The 16737-nt window shown below is 66.0% G+C and carries 18 protein-coding genes and 1 pseudogene; 12 read left to right on the top strand and 7 right to left on the bottom strand.

Annotated elements, in window-relative coordinates:
• Positions 1-208: 208 nt before the first annotated feature.
• Positions 209-646: pseudogene (locus MKK70_RS15510) on the top strand (sensor histidine kinase); the annotation flags it as partial.
• 54 nt (positions 647-700) lie between these two features.
• On the opposite strand, the gene MKK70_RS15505 reads toward MKK70_RS15510, so the two are convergent.
• Both MKK70_RS15505 and MKK70_RS15500 read right to left on the bottom strand, forming a co-directional pair.
• Positions 701-1252 (bottom strand): PAS domain-containing protein, encoded by a 552-nt coding sequence (locus tag MKK70_RS15505; RefSeq protein ID WP_243948761.1) that lies wholly within the window; start codon positions 1250-1252, stop codon positions 701-703.
• A gap of 499 nt (positions 1253-1751) precedes the next feature.
• The gene (locus MKK70_RS15500; RefSeq protein ID WP_243931996.1) at positions 1752-1985 is read right to left on the bottom strand and encodes a hypothetical protein; all 234 of its coding nucleotides are present in this window, start codon (positions 1983-1985) and stop codon (positions 1752-1754) included.
• A 597-nt stretch (positions 1986-2582) separates the two neighbouring features.
• Here MKK70_RS15500 and MKK70_RS15495 point away from each other — a divergent pair.
• From MKK70_RS15495 to MKK70_RS15485, 3 genes are all read left to right on the top strand, one after another.
• A complete protein-coding gene (locus tag MKK70_RS15495) occupies positions 2583-2804 on the top strand; it encodes a hypothetical protein (RefSeq protein ID WP_243931997.1) in 222 nt (73 codons plus the stop codon).
• Between the two features lie 141 nt (positions 2805-2945).
• The gene (locus tag MKK70_RS15490; RefSeq protein ID WP_243932012.1) at positions 2946-3770 is read left to right on the top strand and encodes a cytochrome b/b6 domain-containing protein; all 825 of its coding nucleotides are present in this window, start codon (positions 2946-2948) and stop codon (positions 3768-3770) included.
• Positions 3767-4693 carry a molybdopterin-binding protein gene (locus tag MKK70_RS15485; protein WP_243931998.1) on the top strand — a complete coding sequence of 309 codons (927 nt, stop codon included), beginning with the start codon at positions 3767-3769 and terminating at the stop codon, positions 4691-4693. The genes MKK70_RS15490 and MKK70_RS15485 overlap by 4 nt, the downstream gene beginning before the upstream one ends.
• A gap of 36 nt (positions 4694-4729) precedes the next feature.
• On the opposite strand, the gene MKK70_RS15480 is transcribed toward MKK70_RS15485, so the two are convergent.
• Both MKK70_RS15480 and MKK70_RS15475 read right to left on the bottom strand, forming a co-directional pair.
• Complete coding sequence (locus MKK70_RS15480; protein WP_243933438.1) at positions 4730-5401, bottom strand: HAD-IA family hydrolase; 672 nt, start codon at positions 5399-5401, stop codon at positions 4730-4732.
• Positions 5402-5599: 198 nt separating this feature from the next.
• On the bottom strand, positions 5600-6736 hold the full coding sequence (locus MKK70_RS15475; protein ID WP_243948760.1) for an alpha/beta hydrolase: 1137 nt from the start codon (positions 6734-6736) through the stop codon (positions 5600-5602).
• Positions 6737-6935: 199 nt separating this feature from the next.
• Here MKK70_RS15475 and MKK70_RS15470 point away from each other — a divergent pair, with 199 nt between their 5' ends.
• Both MKK70_RS15470 and MKK70_RS15465 read left to right on the top strand, forming a co-directional pair.
• On the top strand, positions 6936-7145 hold the full coding sequence (locus MKK70_RS15470; protein WP_243932001.1) for a hypothetical protein: 210 nt from the start codon (positions 6936-6938) through the stop codon (positions 7143-7145).
• A gap of 214 nt (positions 7146-7359) precedes the next feature.
• Positions 7360-8442, top strand: a complete 1083-nt coding sequence (locus MKK70_RS15465; protein WP_243948759.1) for a catalase family protein — start codon at positions 7360-7362, stop codon at positions 8440-8442.
• 59 nt (positions 8443-8501) lie between these two features.
• Here the strand turns inward: MKK70_RS15465 and MKK70_RS15460 are convergent, their stop codons facing one another.
• Entirely contained in the window at positions 8502-9524 is a 1023-nt protein-coding gene (locus MKK70_RS15460; RefSeq protein ID WP_243948758.1) for an HWE histidine kinase domain-containing protein, read from the bottom strand.
• A gap of 354 nt (positions 9525-9878) precedes the next feature.
• Between MKK70_RS15460 and MKK70_RS15455 the strand changes: the two genes are divergently transcribed.
• The gene (locus MKK70_RS15455) at positions 9879-10985 is read left to right on the top strand and encodes an HWE histidine kinase domain-containing protein (protein WP_243948757.1); all 1107 of its coding nucleotides are present in this window, start codon (positions 9879-9881) and stop codon (positions 10983-10985) included.
• Between the two features lie 40 nt (positions 10986-11025).
• Here the strand turns inward: MKK70_RS15455 and MKK70_RS15450 are convergent, their stop codons facing one another.
• On the bottom strand, positions 11026-11736 hold the full coding sequence (locus tag MKK70_RS15450) for a Crp/Fnr family transcriptional regulator (protein ID WP_243948756.1): 711 nt from the start codon (positions 11734-11736) through the stop codon (positions 11026-11028).
• Between the two features lie 178 nt (positions 11737-11914).
• Here MKK70_RS15450 and MKK70_RS15445 point away from each other — a divergent pair, with 178 nt between their 5' ends.
• The 5 genes from MKK70_RS15445 to MKK70_RS15420 all read left to right on the top strand — a co-directional run bounded on the left by MKK70_RS15445 (position 11915) and on the right by MKK70_RS15420 (position 15819).
• Complete coding sequence (locus MKK70_RS15445; RefSeq protein ID WP_243948763.1) at positions 11915-12679, top strand: Crp/Fnr family transcriptional regulator; 765 nt, start codon at positions 11915-11917, stop codon at positions 12677-12679.
• Positions 12680-12681: 2 nt separating this feature from the next.
• Positions 12682-12945, top strand: a complete 264-nt coding sequence (locus MKK70_RS15440) for a hypothetical protein (RefSeq protein WP_243935024.1) — start codon at positions 12682-12684, stop codon at positions 12943-12945.
• Between the two features lie 169 nt (positions 12946-13114).
• Complete coding sequence (locus MKK70_RS15435; RefSeq protein WP_243932007.1) at positions 13115-13750, top strand: NAD(P)-dependent oxidoreductase; 636 nt, start codon at positions 13115-13117, stop codon at positions 13748-13750.
• 33 nt (positions 13751-13783) lie between these two features.
• Entirely contained in the window at positions 13784-13945 is a 162-nt protein-coding gene (locus MKK70_RS15430) for a hypothetical protein (protein ID WP_243948755.1), read from the top strand.
• Positions 13942-15819, top strand: coding sequence for an ATP-binding protein (locus tag MKK70_RS15420; protein WP_313899096.1), 1878 nt, complete (start codon positions 13942-13944; stop codon positions 15817-15819). Before MKK70_RS15430 ends, MKK70_RS15420 begins: the two co-directional genes overlap by 4 nt.
• 41 nt (positions 15820-15860) lie before the next feature.
• Here MKK70_RS15420 and MKK70_RS15415 read toward each other — a convergent pair whose 3' ends face one another.
• On the bottom strand, positions 15861-16736 hold the full coding sequence (locus tag MKK70_RS15415; protein ID WP_243948754.1) for an alpha/beta hydrolase family esterase: 876 nt from the start codon (positions 16734-16736) through the stop codon (positions 15861-15863).
• Position 16737 lies beyond the last annotated feature (1 nt).

Raw genomic sequence — 16737 nt, 5'->3', positions numbered from 1 at the left:
GGAGCTTTCGATCGCTGTAGCGCTGCTCTGACCGCGTGCGTGGTCGTGGCGCAGCCGTGAAGAACCTGTCCCATAACGCCTCCCGGAATGCAGCGACCTCAGCGAAACTGATGCCACCACACCTCGGGACTGCACAGCTAGTGGAGAGCAGTCCGGCTGCTTTCGGTGGTGTGCTGTGCTTATGCAGACATAGGCACACACCGGGGTCGGCATGTCGGCCGACAAGGTCGCCGACCTGGTCCAGCTCGACCGACGCACGACCACGAACGGGACCGCTGGCAAGCGAGGCAGCGGCCTCGGCCTCCTGCTCTGCCGAAATCTCGTGGAGCGTCAGGGACGCACTCTAACCGTCGAAGGCGTGCCCAGCCGCGGCACCACGTTCGACTTCATCCTGCCGAGGCCGCGGTGGTCGGGAGGAAGCGCCTCGCACTGCTCGGGACCTGAACCCGCATGGCGTATCACCGGCGCGGGCGCACGTTTGACCGCACCCTCACCCGGACTCGCTCACGCCGACGCTAACGGACATTTCCATCGCTGCAGCGGAGGGTCCGGTGAAGCTTCCACCCGGCGGCATCGCCTCCCTGATGTCGTTCACCGCCACCAAGACCAGGTTGGCGCCCCCCAACGCTGCAGGAGGCGGGGTTGAAGGAGATCCGACCCGCGCCGGGTGATGCCTCGCCACGGATCGGTTTCGCTGGGCTCAGTGGATGTTGCCCGACGCATCATCCCCGCCCTGCCGCCGGGCCAGGTCCCTGCCTACGGCGAACAGCAACGCGTCGACCATCGGCAGGAGATGGTCCGAGGCGCCTCCCAGGGCGAGCGACCTTGCCATGAGGATGTGCTCGGCGAGGGCGTCGAGTGCCGTGACCGGCGCGAACTCACCGGCGGACGGGGTCACCTCGAACCTTTCGAGCTCCGCCTGCGCGATCAGTCTTCGTCCTTGGGGCTTCACGTCGGTGATCTGCCCGAAAAAGCCGAGGAAGCCCCGTCGATTCGGCAACCATGAGGGGGTGGCGGAGTCGCTCACCCACACGTAGGTGCCGTCCTGGCGCCGGAGGCGATATTGCAGGGTGAACTCGCATCGTGCCGCGCAGGCATGCCGGAACGTCTCGACCATCAGGTCACGGTCGTCGGGGTGGATGACGCTCGCCCAGCCCGACCCCAGGCCGGCCGGGGACCGCAGCCCAGTCACGGCGTACCACTCCGGACACATGTAGGTTGTCCGTCCCTCGTCGTCCGTAACCCAGATCATCGTGGCCTCCCTGGCTGGGCCGGCTCAAGGACGTGCGCCCGCACCGAAGATGGCTCCAATCCGGGTTTGCCGTGATGTTGCGGCAAAATCCATCGTCCTGCCAGGGGACCAACCAGTCCCCCTTGCATCCGCCATGGCCCATCCAGCCACGACCTGCCGCATAGGATCCGTGTCACCTGCCCACCTGGCCCAGCGCTTCAGCCTTCGGTGGGGTCTTAATGGAAGATCCCGCCGTGCTCCGGAGCTGAGCACAGCGATATTCCCACGTAGTCGCATGGCACGAACGCGGTGAACTCGGGCTAACTGGATCATTCCCTGGGCAACGAACCCTTCGCCGGCATCGACAGCGGCCATTGCGATGGCAGCGAGCTGAGACGCGCATGCGTCGTCGGTCGCGGCCGCATGAGCCAACGTGATCATCAGTTCCAGAACCTCCTCACCCATTGAGGCGGGATAGGCCTCAGCCCGAGCTTGGCCAGCGGCGCTGGCTTGATGCGCCTCAACCTCGCAGCGGGAAGCGCTCCATGAACCGCATGCCGTGCCATAGCTCGACCGCATGACCGGCGACGAACGCCTCGGCCTGACGCAGGGCGTCTTGATCGTCGAGGGCGGGTAGGTTTTCCAGTCTTACCACACGCCCGTCAGCGTTGACCAGGAAGGCATGATAACACGGTGGCACGGGTAGCCTGTCGAGATCGGCAAATCTCAAGTGTTTCGAGTTCATCGGCATCATGCCTCTCCGTTCGTGAGAGCACGATGGGTCAGGTCGTCCGCTCGTATCGGAGGTTAGCGAAGATTTAACAATGCTCACCTAAATTTGATAAAATTATACCTATGCCAATTAAAAAGGCGCGCCGGGTCAGGGCGCGCCGAGGTGAGTTGAGAACAGTTCACGGGGAGAACCGAGTTGAGCCCTAGCACGAAGCCCGGGAACCGATTGCTCATTTGATCGACACGACGAGGAATGCGCCCGTCACCACCGGCCCATCCCGGAGCCGGCACCTGTTTGGTGGCGGCCTGCACGTCGGAGAGCAAAGCCAGTGGGCCCTGCATCGAGATGATGTGCGGGGATTGGCGCTCATACGGGCCGTCGACCGAAGGCGTTCTTCGGAACTTGATGGCGAGGCTGAAACTTGCGGCCTCTCGATCCCGTAAGCCTCCTCGAAGACCCCGACCCAAGCATGTTCGAAGCATAAGCTTCCGAGCGTGCCTTAACTTGTCTAATTGGCAAGCTTAATGTTAAATCATTCGGCTTAGATCGGAACAAGTATGGAATTATTCTGTTTTCACAAAGATTGAATGAGACATTCAGCACTACAGGAGATCCCGCATGAAGAAGTTTACTCTCGCCCTCACCGCCCTGGCCGCCCTCAGCGGCGTGTCCCTGGCAGCCGGTGCCGCAACGGCCGCCCCGATGGCCGTCAACGGCCTGCAGTCCGATACCGGCGTGACCCAGGTCCGCATGATGCACGGTGACCGGATGATGATGAAGAAGCGCATGATGAAGCGCCGGATGATGAAGAAGCGCATGATGATGAAGCGCGGCATGTAATTCGAGGCGTCCTACGCTTCCGGAGGTCCCGGTCCAGGGGCCTCCACCCTTTTCGAGGATCGCCCCAAGGAAGACCGTTTGCCCCGCACCTACCTAACGCGCTCCGCGCCCGACACGGGCGAGGTCGAGACACGACGCTGGATGTTCCGGCACCCGGTCGTCATCCGCGTCGCGCACTGGGTCAACGCGATCTGCCTCCTCGTGCTGCTGATGAGCGGCCTGCAGATCTTCAACGCCCACCCTGCCCTGTACTGGGGCAAGGTCTCCACCTTCGACACGCCGCTGATGGCGATGTCCTCGACGGAGGACGATCCGCCGAGGGGCGTCGTCACCATCCTTGGGCGGACCTTCGACACCACCGGCTGGCTCGGCTCCTCGGCAGGTGCCGACGGCGAGGCGGCCGACCGCGGCTTCCCGTCCTGGGCGACCCTGCCGAGCGACCAGGACCTCACCGGTGGCCGAAGCTGGCACTTCTTCTTCGCCTGGGCCTTCGTCCTGAACGGCCTCGCCTACCTGTTCTACGGGCTGGGCAGCGGACAGCTTAGGTTCCGCGTGATCCCGTCGCGCGACCAGGTCCGACACTTCGGCGCTTCGGTATGGGAGCACCTGACGCTGCGTTTCCCTGAAGGTGACGAGGCCAAGCGCTACAACGTCATCCAGAAGCTCACCTACCTCGTCGTGCTGTTCGTGCTCCTGCCCGCTCAGGTCCTGGCGGGGCTGGCGATGTCGCCGGCCATGGATGCGGCCTTTCCCTTTCTGCTGACGCTGTTCGACGGGCGCCAGTCGGCGCGCACGGTCCACTTCGTCGTGGCGGCCCTGCTCGTCCTGTTCGTAGTCGTGCACGTCGCCCTGGTCGTCCTCTCGGGCTTCCGGAACAACATGCGTGGCATGATCACCGGCTGGTTCGTCATCGAGCGGAAGGTCGAGCCGTTACCGGAGCGGACGTCGACGGAGGCCGCCTCGTGATCCGGCAACCAAGCCGCCGCTCCCTCCTGCTCGGCGCCACCGCCGCCGCCGGTACCGCGATGCTCGGCGGCTGCGACCGCCTCGGCAACGCGGAGTGGTTCAGGCGCACCCTCAAGACCGGCGAGGACGCCAACCTCTTCGTCCAGCGCCTGCTGCTCACCGACCGGACGCTGGCACCTGAGTTCGCAGAGGCCGACATCTCGCCGTGGTTCAAGCCGAACGGTACCGAGGACCCGCCGGACAAGGATTACAAGGCCCTGGTGAAGGGTAAGTTCGCCAAGTACCACCTGGAGGTTGGCGGCCTCGTGGAAGCGCCCTTCAAACTGTCGCTGGCCGAGCTCCGCAAGCTTCCCGCCCGCACCCGGATCACCCGGCACGATTGCGTCGAGGGCTGGAGCGCCATCGGCAAGTGGACCGGGGTGCCGCTCGCCGACCTCCTCTCCCGGGCCAAGCTGAAACCGGAGGCGCGCTACGTGGTGTTCCACTGCGCCGACACCATGGACCAGGGCAGTCCGCTGGAAGGTGGCGAGGAAGGCGCGGAGACCGACGAGGCGGCTCCCGCCGGCAACGCCAACCCGGCGATGACCAAACAGTCGGGCAGTGGCGAGAGCAGGAAGGATTCCGGCGGCCAGCAGGCGTCGGAGGACACCGCGGCCAGCGGCGGATCGCCGGTCCGGTACTACGAGAGCATCGACCTCGTGGACGCGTTCCACCCACAGACGATCCTCGCCTACGAGATGAACGGCAAGCCGCTTCCCGTCTCGAATGGTGCCCCGCTGCGCCTGCGCGTCGAACGCAACCTCGGCTACAAGCAGGCCAAGTACGTGATGCGCATCGAGGTGGTCGAGAGCTTCGCGCAGCTCGGCGAGGGCAAGGGCGGCTACTGGGAGGACCAGGGCTACGCCTGGTATGCCGGCATCTGAGGTGGCAGGGACGTGCCGTCGACGTTCACGCGGGACCTAGATCCGCGCCATTTCCGAGGCGACGTCCAGCAGGGTTTCCCCGGTCACGTCGGGTCCCTTAAGGACAGCCGAGTACGGCCGGCCCCGTGCGACGTAGCCTGCCATGAGGCCTGCGATCTTGGCACCGTGCAGGTCCCAGGGATGGGTCGCGATCAGGGCCATCTCGCCCGGTGCGACCCCAGCGGTCTGGGCCGCATAGAGATAGACCTCGGCACGCGGTTTCGAGAGCTTCACGTCCTCTACGGAAAGAATTTGCTCGACCATCCCGTCCATGCTCGCCGCAGCGAGCAATCCCTGCGTGGTCTTGACCGCGCCGTTGCTCAACGCGCAGACCCTGACGCCGGAATCGACCAGAACTTGGAATGCGGCCTTGGCGTCCCCGTGCGGGGGAAGGGCCCTCATCATGTCGAGCACGGCCTGCTTATCCTTCGAGGAAGCAGTGAGACCCTGCATGGCGAGCAACTCGTCGAGGCACGCCGATAGAACTGCCTGGAAGGGCGCGAAGCTGTTGGTGGTAGCAAGGGCGAAGGTGTCCCTCAAGCCGGCCGTGTAGAGGAGATCGAGGGCAAGCGACGGCAGACCCAACCCGACCAGGGGCGCCCGCATCGGCTCCATGCTGAACACGGTGCCAATGATGTCGAAGGCGACGACCTTGGGGCGGTGGGGCATGACAGTTCCGATGTCGGTCGGCGCACTGGGGTCGAAGGGGTAGCGGGGGTGATCTTCGAAGAGGTTCGAGGTATCGGTGGCGTGGGGCCACGCCGTGAATGATGCCTTTCGATGCGAACGCGGGCCGTCCCCCCTTGGAAGGTCGGCCCGCATTGACGTCTTAGATTTCGCCGGTGGTTTCGCCCGGCCGGCGTCAGGTCACTTGGCGCCGGTGGTACCGGTGGCCATCCCACCGAAGGCGGCCTTGAGGTCGGCGATGACGGCGTTCTCGGCTTCCTTGGCCTTGGCCACGACGTTGCCCATGCCGAAGAACTCGTGGGTCACGCCGGGGTAATCGCGGTAGGTCACCTGGCCGCCCGCAGCCTTGATCTTGTCGGAGAGCATCTTGCCGTCGTCGTGCAGCGGGTCGATCTGCGCGGTCACCACCGTGAACGGGGGCAGGCCCTTAAGGTCGGCCTTACCGACGATGTCGAGGCGCGGGTCCGCCCGGTCGGCGTCGTTGCGCACGGTCTGGTCGTAGAACCAGGCCATCATCGGCTTGTCGAGGGGCTTGGCCGAGGCGTTGTCCTTGTAGGACTGCGTGTCGAGGTTGGTGCCGGCCATCGGGTAGACGGCGACGACCTGCACCGGCTTCTCGACGTTCCCGTCACGGGCCATGATGGCCACGTTGGTCACGAGGTTGCCGCCGGCGGATTCACCGAGCAGAGCGACCTTTGACGGGTCGCCGCCGAAGCTTTTCGCGTTGGCGAGCGCCCACTTGTAGGCGGCGAAGGCGTCCTCGTGCTGGGCCGGGAACTTCGCCTCCGGCGCGTGCCGGTACTCGACCGAGACCACCACGGCCTTTGCGCCCTTGGCGATGGCGCGCGGGGTGGCGTCGTAGGTGTCGAGGTCGGCGATCACGAACCCGCCGCCGTGGTAGTACACCACGACCGGCAGCGGACCCGCAGCACCCTCCGGCGTGTAGATCCGGACCTTCTGGGATACGCCGCCGGTCTCGTAGGCCAGCTCCTTCGTCGTCACGCCAGGCTCGGGTGCCGTCGGCTTGCCCTGCTCCGTGAGCAGCGCCTTGACGCCATCGGTCGGGCTCGGTTGCTTGCGGGCGTCCTGCGGCGAGAGCTTCGGAAGCGGCTTCGGATCGAGCTTCTTCAGGGCGTCGAGGACGTGCTTCATGTCGACGTCGAGATTGGCCATCGGTGAGCCGGTCACCGTCGAGACGGCACCGTCGAAATGATCCTTCATCGTCGGCTGCGCCTGCGCCCAGGCCGCGGAAGCGGTCAGGAGTACGGTGCCGGCAAGCAGGGCGGCAAGCGCATGCGACTTCGTTCGAACGATCATGTGGTGTTCCTGGTGTGGGAAACGGACCGCCCATGAAACGGGCAGGTTCTCGACCAGGGCAACCACACCTGTGTCGTGGCGTTCCTTACGTGCCCCGCCTGATGACGTAGGCGTGATGACACCGACCAAGCCTGGAACCCCATACGCCATCGGAGCTTGGCTCGCTGGGAAGAAGCCCAGTCCTAGAAAAAGGAACATCATGTCGAGCGACACTGAGAAGCATCATGCGTTGCTCAGCGCGCTCAAGGCTGCACAGGGCAAGGCCGACGGTTCCTTCGAGCTGGCCGTCACCAATGCCTTCGAGCATGTCTTCGAGCACCTTGGGCGCCTAAACTCACACGTCTCGGTCGGTGGGCCCCACGGCGAGGATCGCCCCCTGCAGGATGGGGAGACCACGACCCTTCGGTAAGTCTCCTCTGCTGTCTCCTGCATTCCCTATGTCGGCCCGACCAACGCGCGTAGGGATGCCTTCAAGGTGGGCCAGGCCGTCCTTTGTACCGAATGACCTCATGCATCGGTTTCCAGGCAGGATTTCGGATTTCGAAAGCACATTGCACCTGGAATCGACCGCGCTCTTTCCGGCTGCGGCCCGTTTCCTTTCCCCGCACCCTACGAGGCAGCGCATGACCTACCTTCGATACGCCCCCGACATCGAGACGCCCGCCGCGGACGAGCAGAAGACGATTGAGGGCATCATCAAGGGCATGACGCAGCAATCGGAGACCGTCGAGGCCCGCGAGCACCATGCCGTACGCGCCAGCCACGCCAAGAGCTCGGCCTGTGTCACGGGCGAGTTGACGATCGCCGCCGGCCTGCCGCCTGAACTGGCCCAAGGGTTGTTCGCCACGCCCGGCACCCACCCCGTGGCCGTCCGCTTCGCGCAGGGGCCGGGCGAGACCCTGGGCGACCGGGTGTCAACCCACCGCGGCATGTCCATCAAGGTGTTCGACGTCCCCGGCGAGAAGCTGCCCGGCCACGCCGTCGATACCCAGGACTTCGTGCTCGCGACCGGGACCACCTTCCCCTCGGGTACGGCGGCCGGCTTCCTGCGCGACGGCACGGTCATCGGCAAGTCGACCGGGCTGCCGGAAGGGGTCAAGAGCGCGGTCTCGTCGACCATGCGCAATCTCAACCGGGCGCTCCATGCCTTCGGGACCGAGAGCGCGCTGGCAGACTTCTTCGGCCATCCCTACAGCCATCCCCTTGCCGACAGCTACTTCAGCCAAGCGCCGGTCCGCTACGGTGACTACGTCGCCAAGCTCGGGGCCGTGCCGGTAACGGAAAGCCAGCGCACCCTGTCCGAGTGGCGGCTCGATCCGCATCAGGACGAGGACGGCTTCCGCCATGCCACGGTCGCCTTCTTCCGGGAGAACGAAGTGTTGTTCGAGTTGAAGGCTCAGCTCTGGGCCAACGTCGAGAGCCAACCCATCGAGGACGCCTCGGTCGACTGGCCCGTCTCGATCAGCCCTTACCGCACCGTGGCCACGCTGCGCCTGCCCCGGCAGGATGCCTACTCAGTGGATCGCGTGCGCTACTTCGACGAGGTGATGACGTTCCGTCCTGCCTACAGCCTCGCAGCACATCGGCCGCTCGGCTCCGTGATGCGGGCGCGACTGCAGGTCTACCAAGCCTTGAGCGCGTTCCGCCATCGGGAGAACGGCGTGGTCGCGCAGGATACCGCGAGCCTCGACCAGATCCCGGCCTAGGACCCGCGTTCTGTGCGCCGATGTGCATAGCCTGGAAGGCCGACCCTGTATCCTCGGCCCTAGGCTCCCGTTGGAGCCGCCGGCATCGGAAGCGCGACGGCGATTCTGAGGCCGTCCGGATCATAGGCGATGTCGACTTTGGCGCCGACCTGCTGGGTCAGGACGCGATTGAGCAGTTGCGAGCCGAAGCCTTCCCGCGTCGGCAACGCGACGGGCGCTCCGTCATGCTCGTTCCACGTCCAGTGCAGGACGGACCCCTCGGGAGCTTCCTCGACGGACCAGTCCACTGCAACCCTGCCGTCCGGATCGGCGAGCGCACCGTGTCGGATGGCGTTCGTCGTCATCTCGTGCAGCGCCATCCCGACCGGAACCGCCAGTTCCGAAGGAAGGAGCACTCGGGGTCCCCTCAGCGTCACACGCCGTAGGCCGGGCCTGTCGTAGGCTTCGAGTTCCGTGCGGAGCAGGTCCTCGAAGGGGACGACCTGGACATGGTCCTCCGTGATCAGCGCGTGCGTCTTGGCGAGGGAGGCGATACGGCCGGAGAAGGCCTGCCGAAACTCCGACAGGCCGAGAGAGGAACGCAGGGTGGCGTTGAGCACGGCCTGGACCGTGGCAAGCGTGTTCTTCACCCGATGGTGGAGCTCGCGCACCAGCATGGCCTGGCGGTCCTCGGAGGCGCGACGTTCGGTGACGTCCCGTTGCGCCGACATCCACCGCGTGATGCGGCCATCCCCGTCACGCAGGGGAGTGATCAGCCATTCGACGACGTAGGTCGAGCCGTCCTTGCGATGGTTGATCGCTTCGCCCTGGAACGCCTCGCCGGCGTTGAGCGCCGTGCGCATCCTGTCGATGACGCTCCGGTCCGTGAGCGGTCCCTGGAGGAGGCGCGGGCTGCGGCCCAGGACCTCGACGGCCTCGTATCCGCTCATGCGGGTGAAGGCGGGATTGACGTACTCGATGCGGGGCCCGGGGTGTTCGAGCTCGCCACAGGTGATCAGGATGGCCTCGCCGGACCCCTCTACCGCGGCCAGGAGAACCTCCAGGTCGGGCCTGACCCCTGCCGTGATGTGTTTCTCCCGCAAGACCGCCCCCTGTCGGCCCACGATCCTAGACCCAAACGGACAACTTCCGGCGCGGACCGTTGTTTCTCCCTGCGGCACTGCCCCCTGGGCGAGCCGCGTTCCGGACGGATGCCCCATTGAGAACCCGGCGTGATCGCGTCATGTCCAGCGGTTCGTGGGATCGTGGGCGTAGGGGGACATGACATGGGTAGCCCCATCCGGGGAGATCAAAGGCAGTTCCGGTCGGGCAAATCGAAAAATACGATCCTATGATGATGCCATTAGGATTCCATCACGGTATCTCTGGATCATCGCATGTGGCCCGAGCATTCACAGGCCATGTAGGATCAGGCCATGACCCAGGGCATAGACCGGGTGCAGACCTCGAACGTGGTCCCCCTGCGGACCGGCGTCCCCCCGTCTTCCGGAACGTCGAGCGGTCCGTATCGTCTGGATCTTCCCTCGGGCGAGACCAAGGACAAGGCCTACGACCGGTGGAACGCCTGGAACCTGGGTCGCGAGCTCATTTCCGCGAGCCAGGACTGCGTCGAGGTGATCGACGACCTGGGTCACCTCCGCCTCCGGAACCCGATGGCCCGTCGCATGCTCGGCGACGACGACATCGCCGATGCCGGCGACGGATCATGGTCCCTGTCGTGGCCCGTGGTCGTTCGCGAAGTCGCCTCGGACGCCTTGGCCGTGGCGGCCACGGTCGGCACCGCGCGTTTCGACGGGTGGCGCGCCGCCGCCCAGGGCGGGACGGTGTATTGGGACGTCGTCCTCTCGCGCATCGTCGACGTGGACGGCCGGCTCGTGGGCATCCTAGCCGTCTCCCGTGACATGACCCAATTGCGCCGGATCGAGGACGGACACGACCTTCGCGGTCGGGAACTCAGCCATCGCCTCAAGAACATGTTCGCCCTGGTCAACGGCCTCGTCACCCTTTCGGCGCGCAACCTCCCATCCGTCCAATCCTACGCCGGAACTCTGCGCAACCGCTTCACGGCCATGAGCCGGGCGCTCGAATATCTCCATGTCGCCCCGCCGGACGAGCGATCGTCGCGTCCGCAGCAGACCCTGCAGGGGCTTCTGGCCGCGTTGCTCGATCCCTACGACGACGTTGGCGAGGAGCGTCGGTTCATCCACGGCGGGGTGGACGACGTCCCGGTCGGCGACGGATCGGTGACGGGTCTGGCGCTCGTCATCCACGAGTTGGCCACGAACGCGATCAAGCACGGTGCCCTGTCCGAGGAGGGTGGTACCGTCACCATCGACTGTCGACGGGCCGGCAACGACATGAGCCTCGTCTGGACCGAACGGGGCGGTCCCCCTATCCGCACGCCGCCGTCCCATGAGGGTTTCGGATCGAAGCTCACCGAGCGAACCGTACGGGGGCAGCTTGCCGGGACGATCTCGCACCATTGGGATGTCGAAGGTCTGAGGGTCGTCATCGGCCTGCCATGGGCCAACCTGGCATCCTGAGCGTGGACCGGATCGGCAAGGCCCACGCCTCCGTGTCTTCCTAGCCGTCGACGAGCCGCACGTACTCGGCTTCCGCCACCCCGTAGGAGTCGCCCGCGAGCCTGAGCAACGCGGCTCGGCTTCGCACCGTGATGGTGCCTCGCCGCGTCCCGATGACGTCGGCGCGCTCAAGGGTGGCGACGGCCGTCGTCAGGCCGGTGCGGTTGACCCCCAGCATCAGGGAGAGGAACCGATGGGTCGTCGGGAGGAGGTCGCCGTCGACGCGGTCGTGGCACATCAGGAGCCAGCGCGCGAGACGCCGCTCCAACCCGTAGCGGCCGTTGGCAAGCGCCATCGAGGCGACCTGGACGTTCGAGGCCTGTGCGTAGCGAAGCAGGCCATCGCGGAGACCAGGACTGTCGCGCAGGGCCTCCCGCATCTTGCCGCCCGGCATCGACCAGGCCATCCCCGCCATCTGGACCCGGCCTTCGTCCGGTGTCCGCCCGGCGCCGAGCAGCACCGGCACTCCGACCATGCCCTCCCGTCCGACCAGCCCGAGCTCGATCTGGCCGGCGTCCGCGGATGCGGCGATGAGAGAGACGATGCCCCGCTCGACGAACCACACCCGTGGGATCGGTGTGTCGGCGGCGATTAGCATCTCGCCCACGGCGAGGGGGACCTCGTCGAGGTGAGGCTGCAGAAGGGCGAAATCATCCGGCGTCAGAACCGCGAGGAGATGGTTCCGACACTGATCCTGAATGGGGTGGGACACGGTTCCGTCATCCTCGGGACGGGGGGCACCGTGCCTCGACCACTTCCCTCAAGATGCGCCGGGCCCCATCCGCATCAAAGGGGGACGCACCGGAAATCGGCGCGAAAACCATCCTATGATTGCACAGCGTCGTTTTACCGACCTATGGTTACATAGCACTTTGAAACGAAATGGCTTGATGCAACATGCGCTGATCCGGAAGTTGGAGAGTTACGAGACGCTGTCCGACAAGGACCTGCGGGCGCTGAACGCGTTGGTGCCTCGAATTCGTCAGGTCGGGGCCCGTGTCGACCTGGCGAGCGAAGGCGATCCGCCCGACAACGTCCACCTCGTGCTCGATGGGTTCGCCTGCCGCTACAAGGTCCTCGCAGACGGCAGCCGCCAGATCATGGCCTACCTCGTCCCGGGCGACTTCTGCGACCTGAACGTCTTCATCCTTGACCAGATGGACCATAACATCGGCACGATCTCGAAGTGCCAAGTGGCGGACATCCCGCGTCAGGCCATCGAGGAGATCACGGCGAACTATCCGCTCATCACGCGGGCGTTCTGGTGGTGCAACCTCGTCGACGAGGCCGTCCTGCGGGAATGGCTGGTCAACATGGGTGTGCGCGCCGCCGACGAGCGCATCGCCCACCTGATCTGCGAACTCCATGCACGCCTTGAGGCCGTGGGGCGCTGCAAGGACAACAGCTACGAGTTTCCGTTCACCCAGACCGACATCGCCGATACGATGGGTCTCTCCAACGTTCATGTGAACCGGACCCTGCGCGACCTGCGGGGCATGGGGCTGATCACGCTGAAGAACAGGGTCATGACGATTCTCGACGTGGAGCGCCTGAAGGATTTCTGCAAGTTCAACCCGAACTACCTTCATCTTAAGAGCGCGCGCTGGGTCGACCGGCGGAGCGTCGTCTGGGCCAACCTATCGCAGGGAAGCTAGCCGTGCCCGCGCGAGGCAACGTCGAGACGCTTGTCACGATGCAGCCGATCGCCGTGGACACCGGGAGTGACGACCGGGATGGGATGCTGGTGATGGCGAACGGGATGCTGGTCGCGGTCCTGGTCCAGCTCGCCATGACCGATCACGAGGAGGCCGGCGATTGGTTCGTCGAGGTCGCCTTGGGTCGTCTCCGCGTGCACCGTACCCCGACGTTCGGGAACCTCGACGACGCGACCCGTTGGGTGCGCCAGCGCCTTCGGGCGTGATGCGCATCGCGGTGGTCGAGGGCTTCGCTGTGATTGGCGAAGGCAAGGGCGGTCTCTGGGAGGACCAGGGTTACGCCTGATACGGCGGAAACCGACCGCATCTGAATTGATCGGTATGGCGCGGTCTCACCCTGTGCCCCCTTGCGGTCGTCGCCACCCGGGAGGCCCCATGGCCCACGTTCTCGTCATAGGTGCCAGCAACGGCATCGGCCTGGAAACCGTCAAGGCGGCCCTGGGGGCCGGGCACCGCGTGCGTGCCTTCGCCCGCTCGGCCGCCAGGATCGACCTGTCCGGGGCTAACCTGGAGCGCTTCACGGGCGACGCCCTAAAAGTCGCCGACGTCGAGGCCGCGCTCGTAGGTGTCGATGGCGTGGTCCAGGCGCTGGGGGTCCCGTTCCGAGACCTGTTCGGGCCGGTGCGCTTGTTCTCGGATGCGACCAACGTGCTCGTGCCCGCCATGGAGAAGGCCGGCGTCCGTCGCCTCATGTCGGTGACCGGCTTCGGGACGGGCGACAGCCGGGAGGCGGTCGGCCTCCTGCAGCGGGTACCGTTCCGGCTCGTGTTCGGGCGTGCCTACGACGACAAGGACGCGCAGGAAATCCGCATCCGGAAGAGCAGCCTGGATTGGACGCTGGTGCGGCCGGGCGTCCTCACCGGTGGGGCCGCCACCGGCCGATACCAGGTCCTCGACGAGCCGACCTCATGGCGGAACGGCCTGATCCCGCGGGCCGACGTGGCACACTTCATCGTCCAGAGCCTCCAGAACGACTCCTACGTCAAGAAGGCCGTGGTTCTGGTCGGATAGTTTTTGGAACGGGATGGCCCGTCCGAATGGCCGATGCCGAGCCATGAACGCTGGAATGGTTACGACCCGGCACGGGAACACGCGGTGGGAGATTCGATCATCAACGCTTTTGACAATGCCGACGCCGACGAAACCTGGACCGTCATCGGGATCGTGTCGGACGACAAAGTCGATCACCGTGGAGAAGGATCTTGAACGCGACCGAGACGGACGGCCTGCAGGAGCTTCTTCGCCAGCAGACGACGCTCGCGCGCTTCGGGGAACTCGCCCTCCGATCCGACGATCTCGACGAGATCCTGACTGAGGCCTGCCGCCTCGCGGGCCAGGCCCTCGGGACCGACCTCGCGAAGGTCGTCGAGCTCCAGCCGGACGGGAAAACCCTTCGCGTGCGCGCGGGGGTCGGCTGGAAGGAGGGCGTCATCGGAAAGGCGACCATCACCGCAGAGCACGACACCTCGGAAGGGCATGCGTTGCGGACCGGCGAGCCCATGATCTCGCCCGACATCGCGAAGGAGACGCGGTTTCGATACTCGCAGTTCCTTATCGACAACGATGTGAAGGCGGTGGCCAACGTCCTCATCATCGGCGGTCACGGGAAGCCGCCGTTCGGCATACTCCAGATCGACAGCCACGTTCCCCGCCAGTTCACCGAGAGCGATACCCTCTTCCTGCGCAGCTACGCCAACCTGCTCGCGGGTGCCGTCGACCGCATTCGCGTCACCGGCGAGGTTCGGGACGACGAGGCGCGTGTGCGAACCGCACTTGAGCAGCGCGTCGCCGAGCGCACCCGCGCGCTGACCGAAGCCAACGACAGGCTCCGCGCGGAGGCCGAGGAGCGCGGACGGATCGAGGAGACGCTGCGCCAATCGCTCAAGATGGAGGCCGTCGGGCAGTTGACCGGAGGGCTGGCGCACGACTTCAACAACCTGTTGGCCGGCATCTCCGGTAGCCTGGAACTGATCCGGTCGCGCTTGAGGCAGGGCCGCGCCTCGGAGGTCGACCGCTACGTCGACGTCGCGATGACCTCGGTCGAGCGGGCCGCGGCGCTCACCCACCGGCTCCTCGCCTTCTCGCGGCGCCAGACGCTCGATCCCAAGGCGACCGACGTCAATCGGTTGGTCTGCGGCATGGAGGACCTGTTCAGTCGTACGGTCGGGCCGGGGATCGCGGTCGAGACCAGGCTGGCGGACGACCTTTGGCCGGTGCTGTGCGATCCGAACCAGCTCGAAAACGCGCTGCTCAACCTGGTCATCAACGCTCGGGACGCGATGCCCGATGGCGGTCCCCTCATGATCGAGACCCGGAACGCGACGGTTCCGGATACGCGTCCCGGAGCAGACCCCACGACGTCGAAGATGCCGGCGGGCGAGTACATGGGCCTCTTCGTCACGGACGAAGGCACCGGCATGCCACCGGAGGTGATCGCCCGTGCATTCGATCCGTTCTTCACGACCAAGCCCACCGGTGAGGGCACGGGCCTCGGCCTCTCGATGATCTACGGCTTCGTCCAGCAATCGGGCGGCCACGTCCTCCTGGATAGCGAGGCCGGCCAGGGCACCGTGGTGTCGATCTACCTGCCGCGGCATCTCGGGTCGGCGGACGTCGCGAAGCCGGCCGGCTCGGTGACCAGTCCGGCGGCTGCCGAAGCGGGCACGGTCGTGCTTGTGGTCGAGGACGAGGTCGCCGTGAGGATGGTGATCGTCGAGGTGCTCTCCGAGCTCGGCTACTTCGTGCTGGAGGCCGAGGACGGGCAGTCCGGACTGCGGATCATCGAGTCCCGCGTCCGCATCGATCTCCTCCTGACCGACGTCGGCCTTCCCGGCGGAATGAACGGGCGTCAACTCGCCGACGCGGCGAGGGCGCACAGTCCCGAACTGAAGGTTCTCTTCCTCACGGGCTACGCCGCGAGCGCCGCCGTCAGGAACGGCCGGATGGAGGCGGGCATGGAAATCATGATCAAGCCGTTCGCCTTGGACGCGCTCGCGGCCCGGATCGAGCGCATGCTCCGGATGGATCGAAGGATCGAGATCCCCGCCACCGCCGTGGGTATGCAAGCGAGCCCGGGTTGAGCATCGGGAGGATCGAACGCCTGCCGGTAAGCGCATAACGGTCAGTGCCGACGAGGACCGTCGTCCCTTGTGTGGGACATGAAGAACCGCAGCATCTCGCGACTGGCGTCGGGCCCCTTCGGATCGGTGTAGGAGCCGACCTGGCTGCCGCCGGCCCAGGCGTGGCCCGCCCCATGAAGGAGCCACTGTTCCGTTTCCTGATTGCCGGCCGGGGTGGACATCACCGTCTTCGTGTAGGCCATCCCGCTCGGGGCATGGCCCGTGCTCACCGACGTCCGCAGGTCGCCGGCCGGCCTTGCCTGTGCGATGGCCTGGTCACCGTTGACGGGGGAGACGGTCCTGTCCCGGTCACCGTGGAACACGATGGTCGGCAGCGGCCGCGTCGCCCTCATGGGACGGATCAAGGCGCCCCTTCGCATCGCGGAGAAGGCGGACGAGACGCCCTTGGCCGAACCTCCGGCCAAGCCGGAATGGATGCCGACGGCGGCATAGAGATCCGGGTAGGCCAGCGCCATGATCGCCGCGGCGGCCCCGCCGGACGAGAGGCCCGAGACATAGATTCTGGCGGGATCGACGGCGAAGTCCTGCATGATCCGGCGCGTCATTCCGGCCAGGATCGACGGCTCGCCCCGGTCGCGCCGCTGGTCGCCGGGCCTGTACCAGTTCCAACTCCTGGCGATGTTGGCCGACCTCGGCTGGTCCGGGTAGGCGACGAGGAACCCCTGTTCCTCGGCCATCGCGTCCATCCGGGTCCCGATGGCGAAGTCGCGCGGCGTCTGGGAGCTGCCGTGCAGCATCACCACGAGGGGCACGGGCCGCCCGTCGTAAACGGACGGGACGTAAAGGCGGTAGGCCCGGCTCCCGGCGAGGTTCCCGAACCGACGCTCAAGCGCCGGTGGTGCTCTCAGTGGGGCGATC

Source organism: Methylobacterium sp. E-041 (genome assembly GCF_022829665.1).
GTDB lineage: Bacteria > Pseudomonadota > Alphaproteobacteria > Rhizobiales > Beijerinckiaceae > Methylobacterium.
The sequence above is the reverse complement of the archived record's forward strand: the minus strand, read 5'-3'. Positions and strand labels throughout refer to the sequence as shown.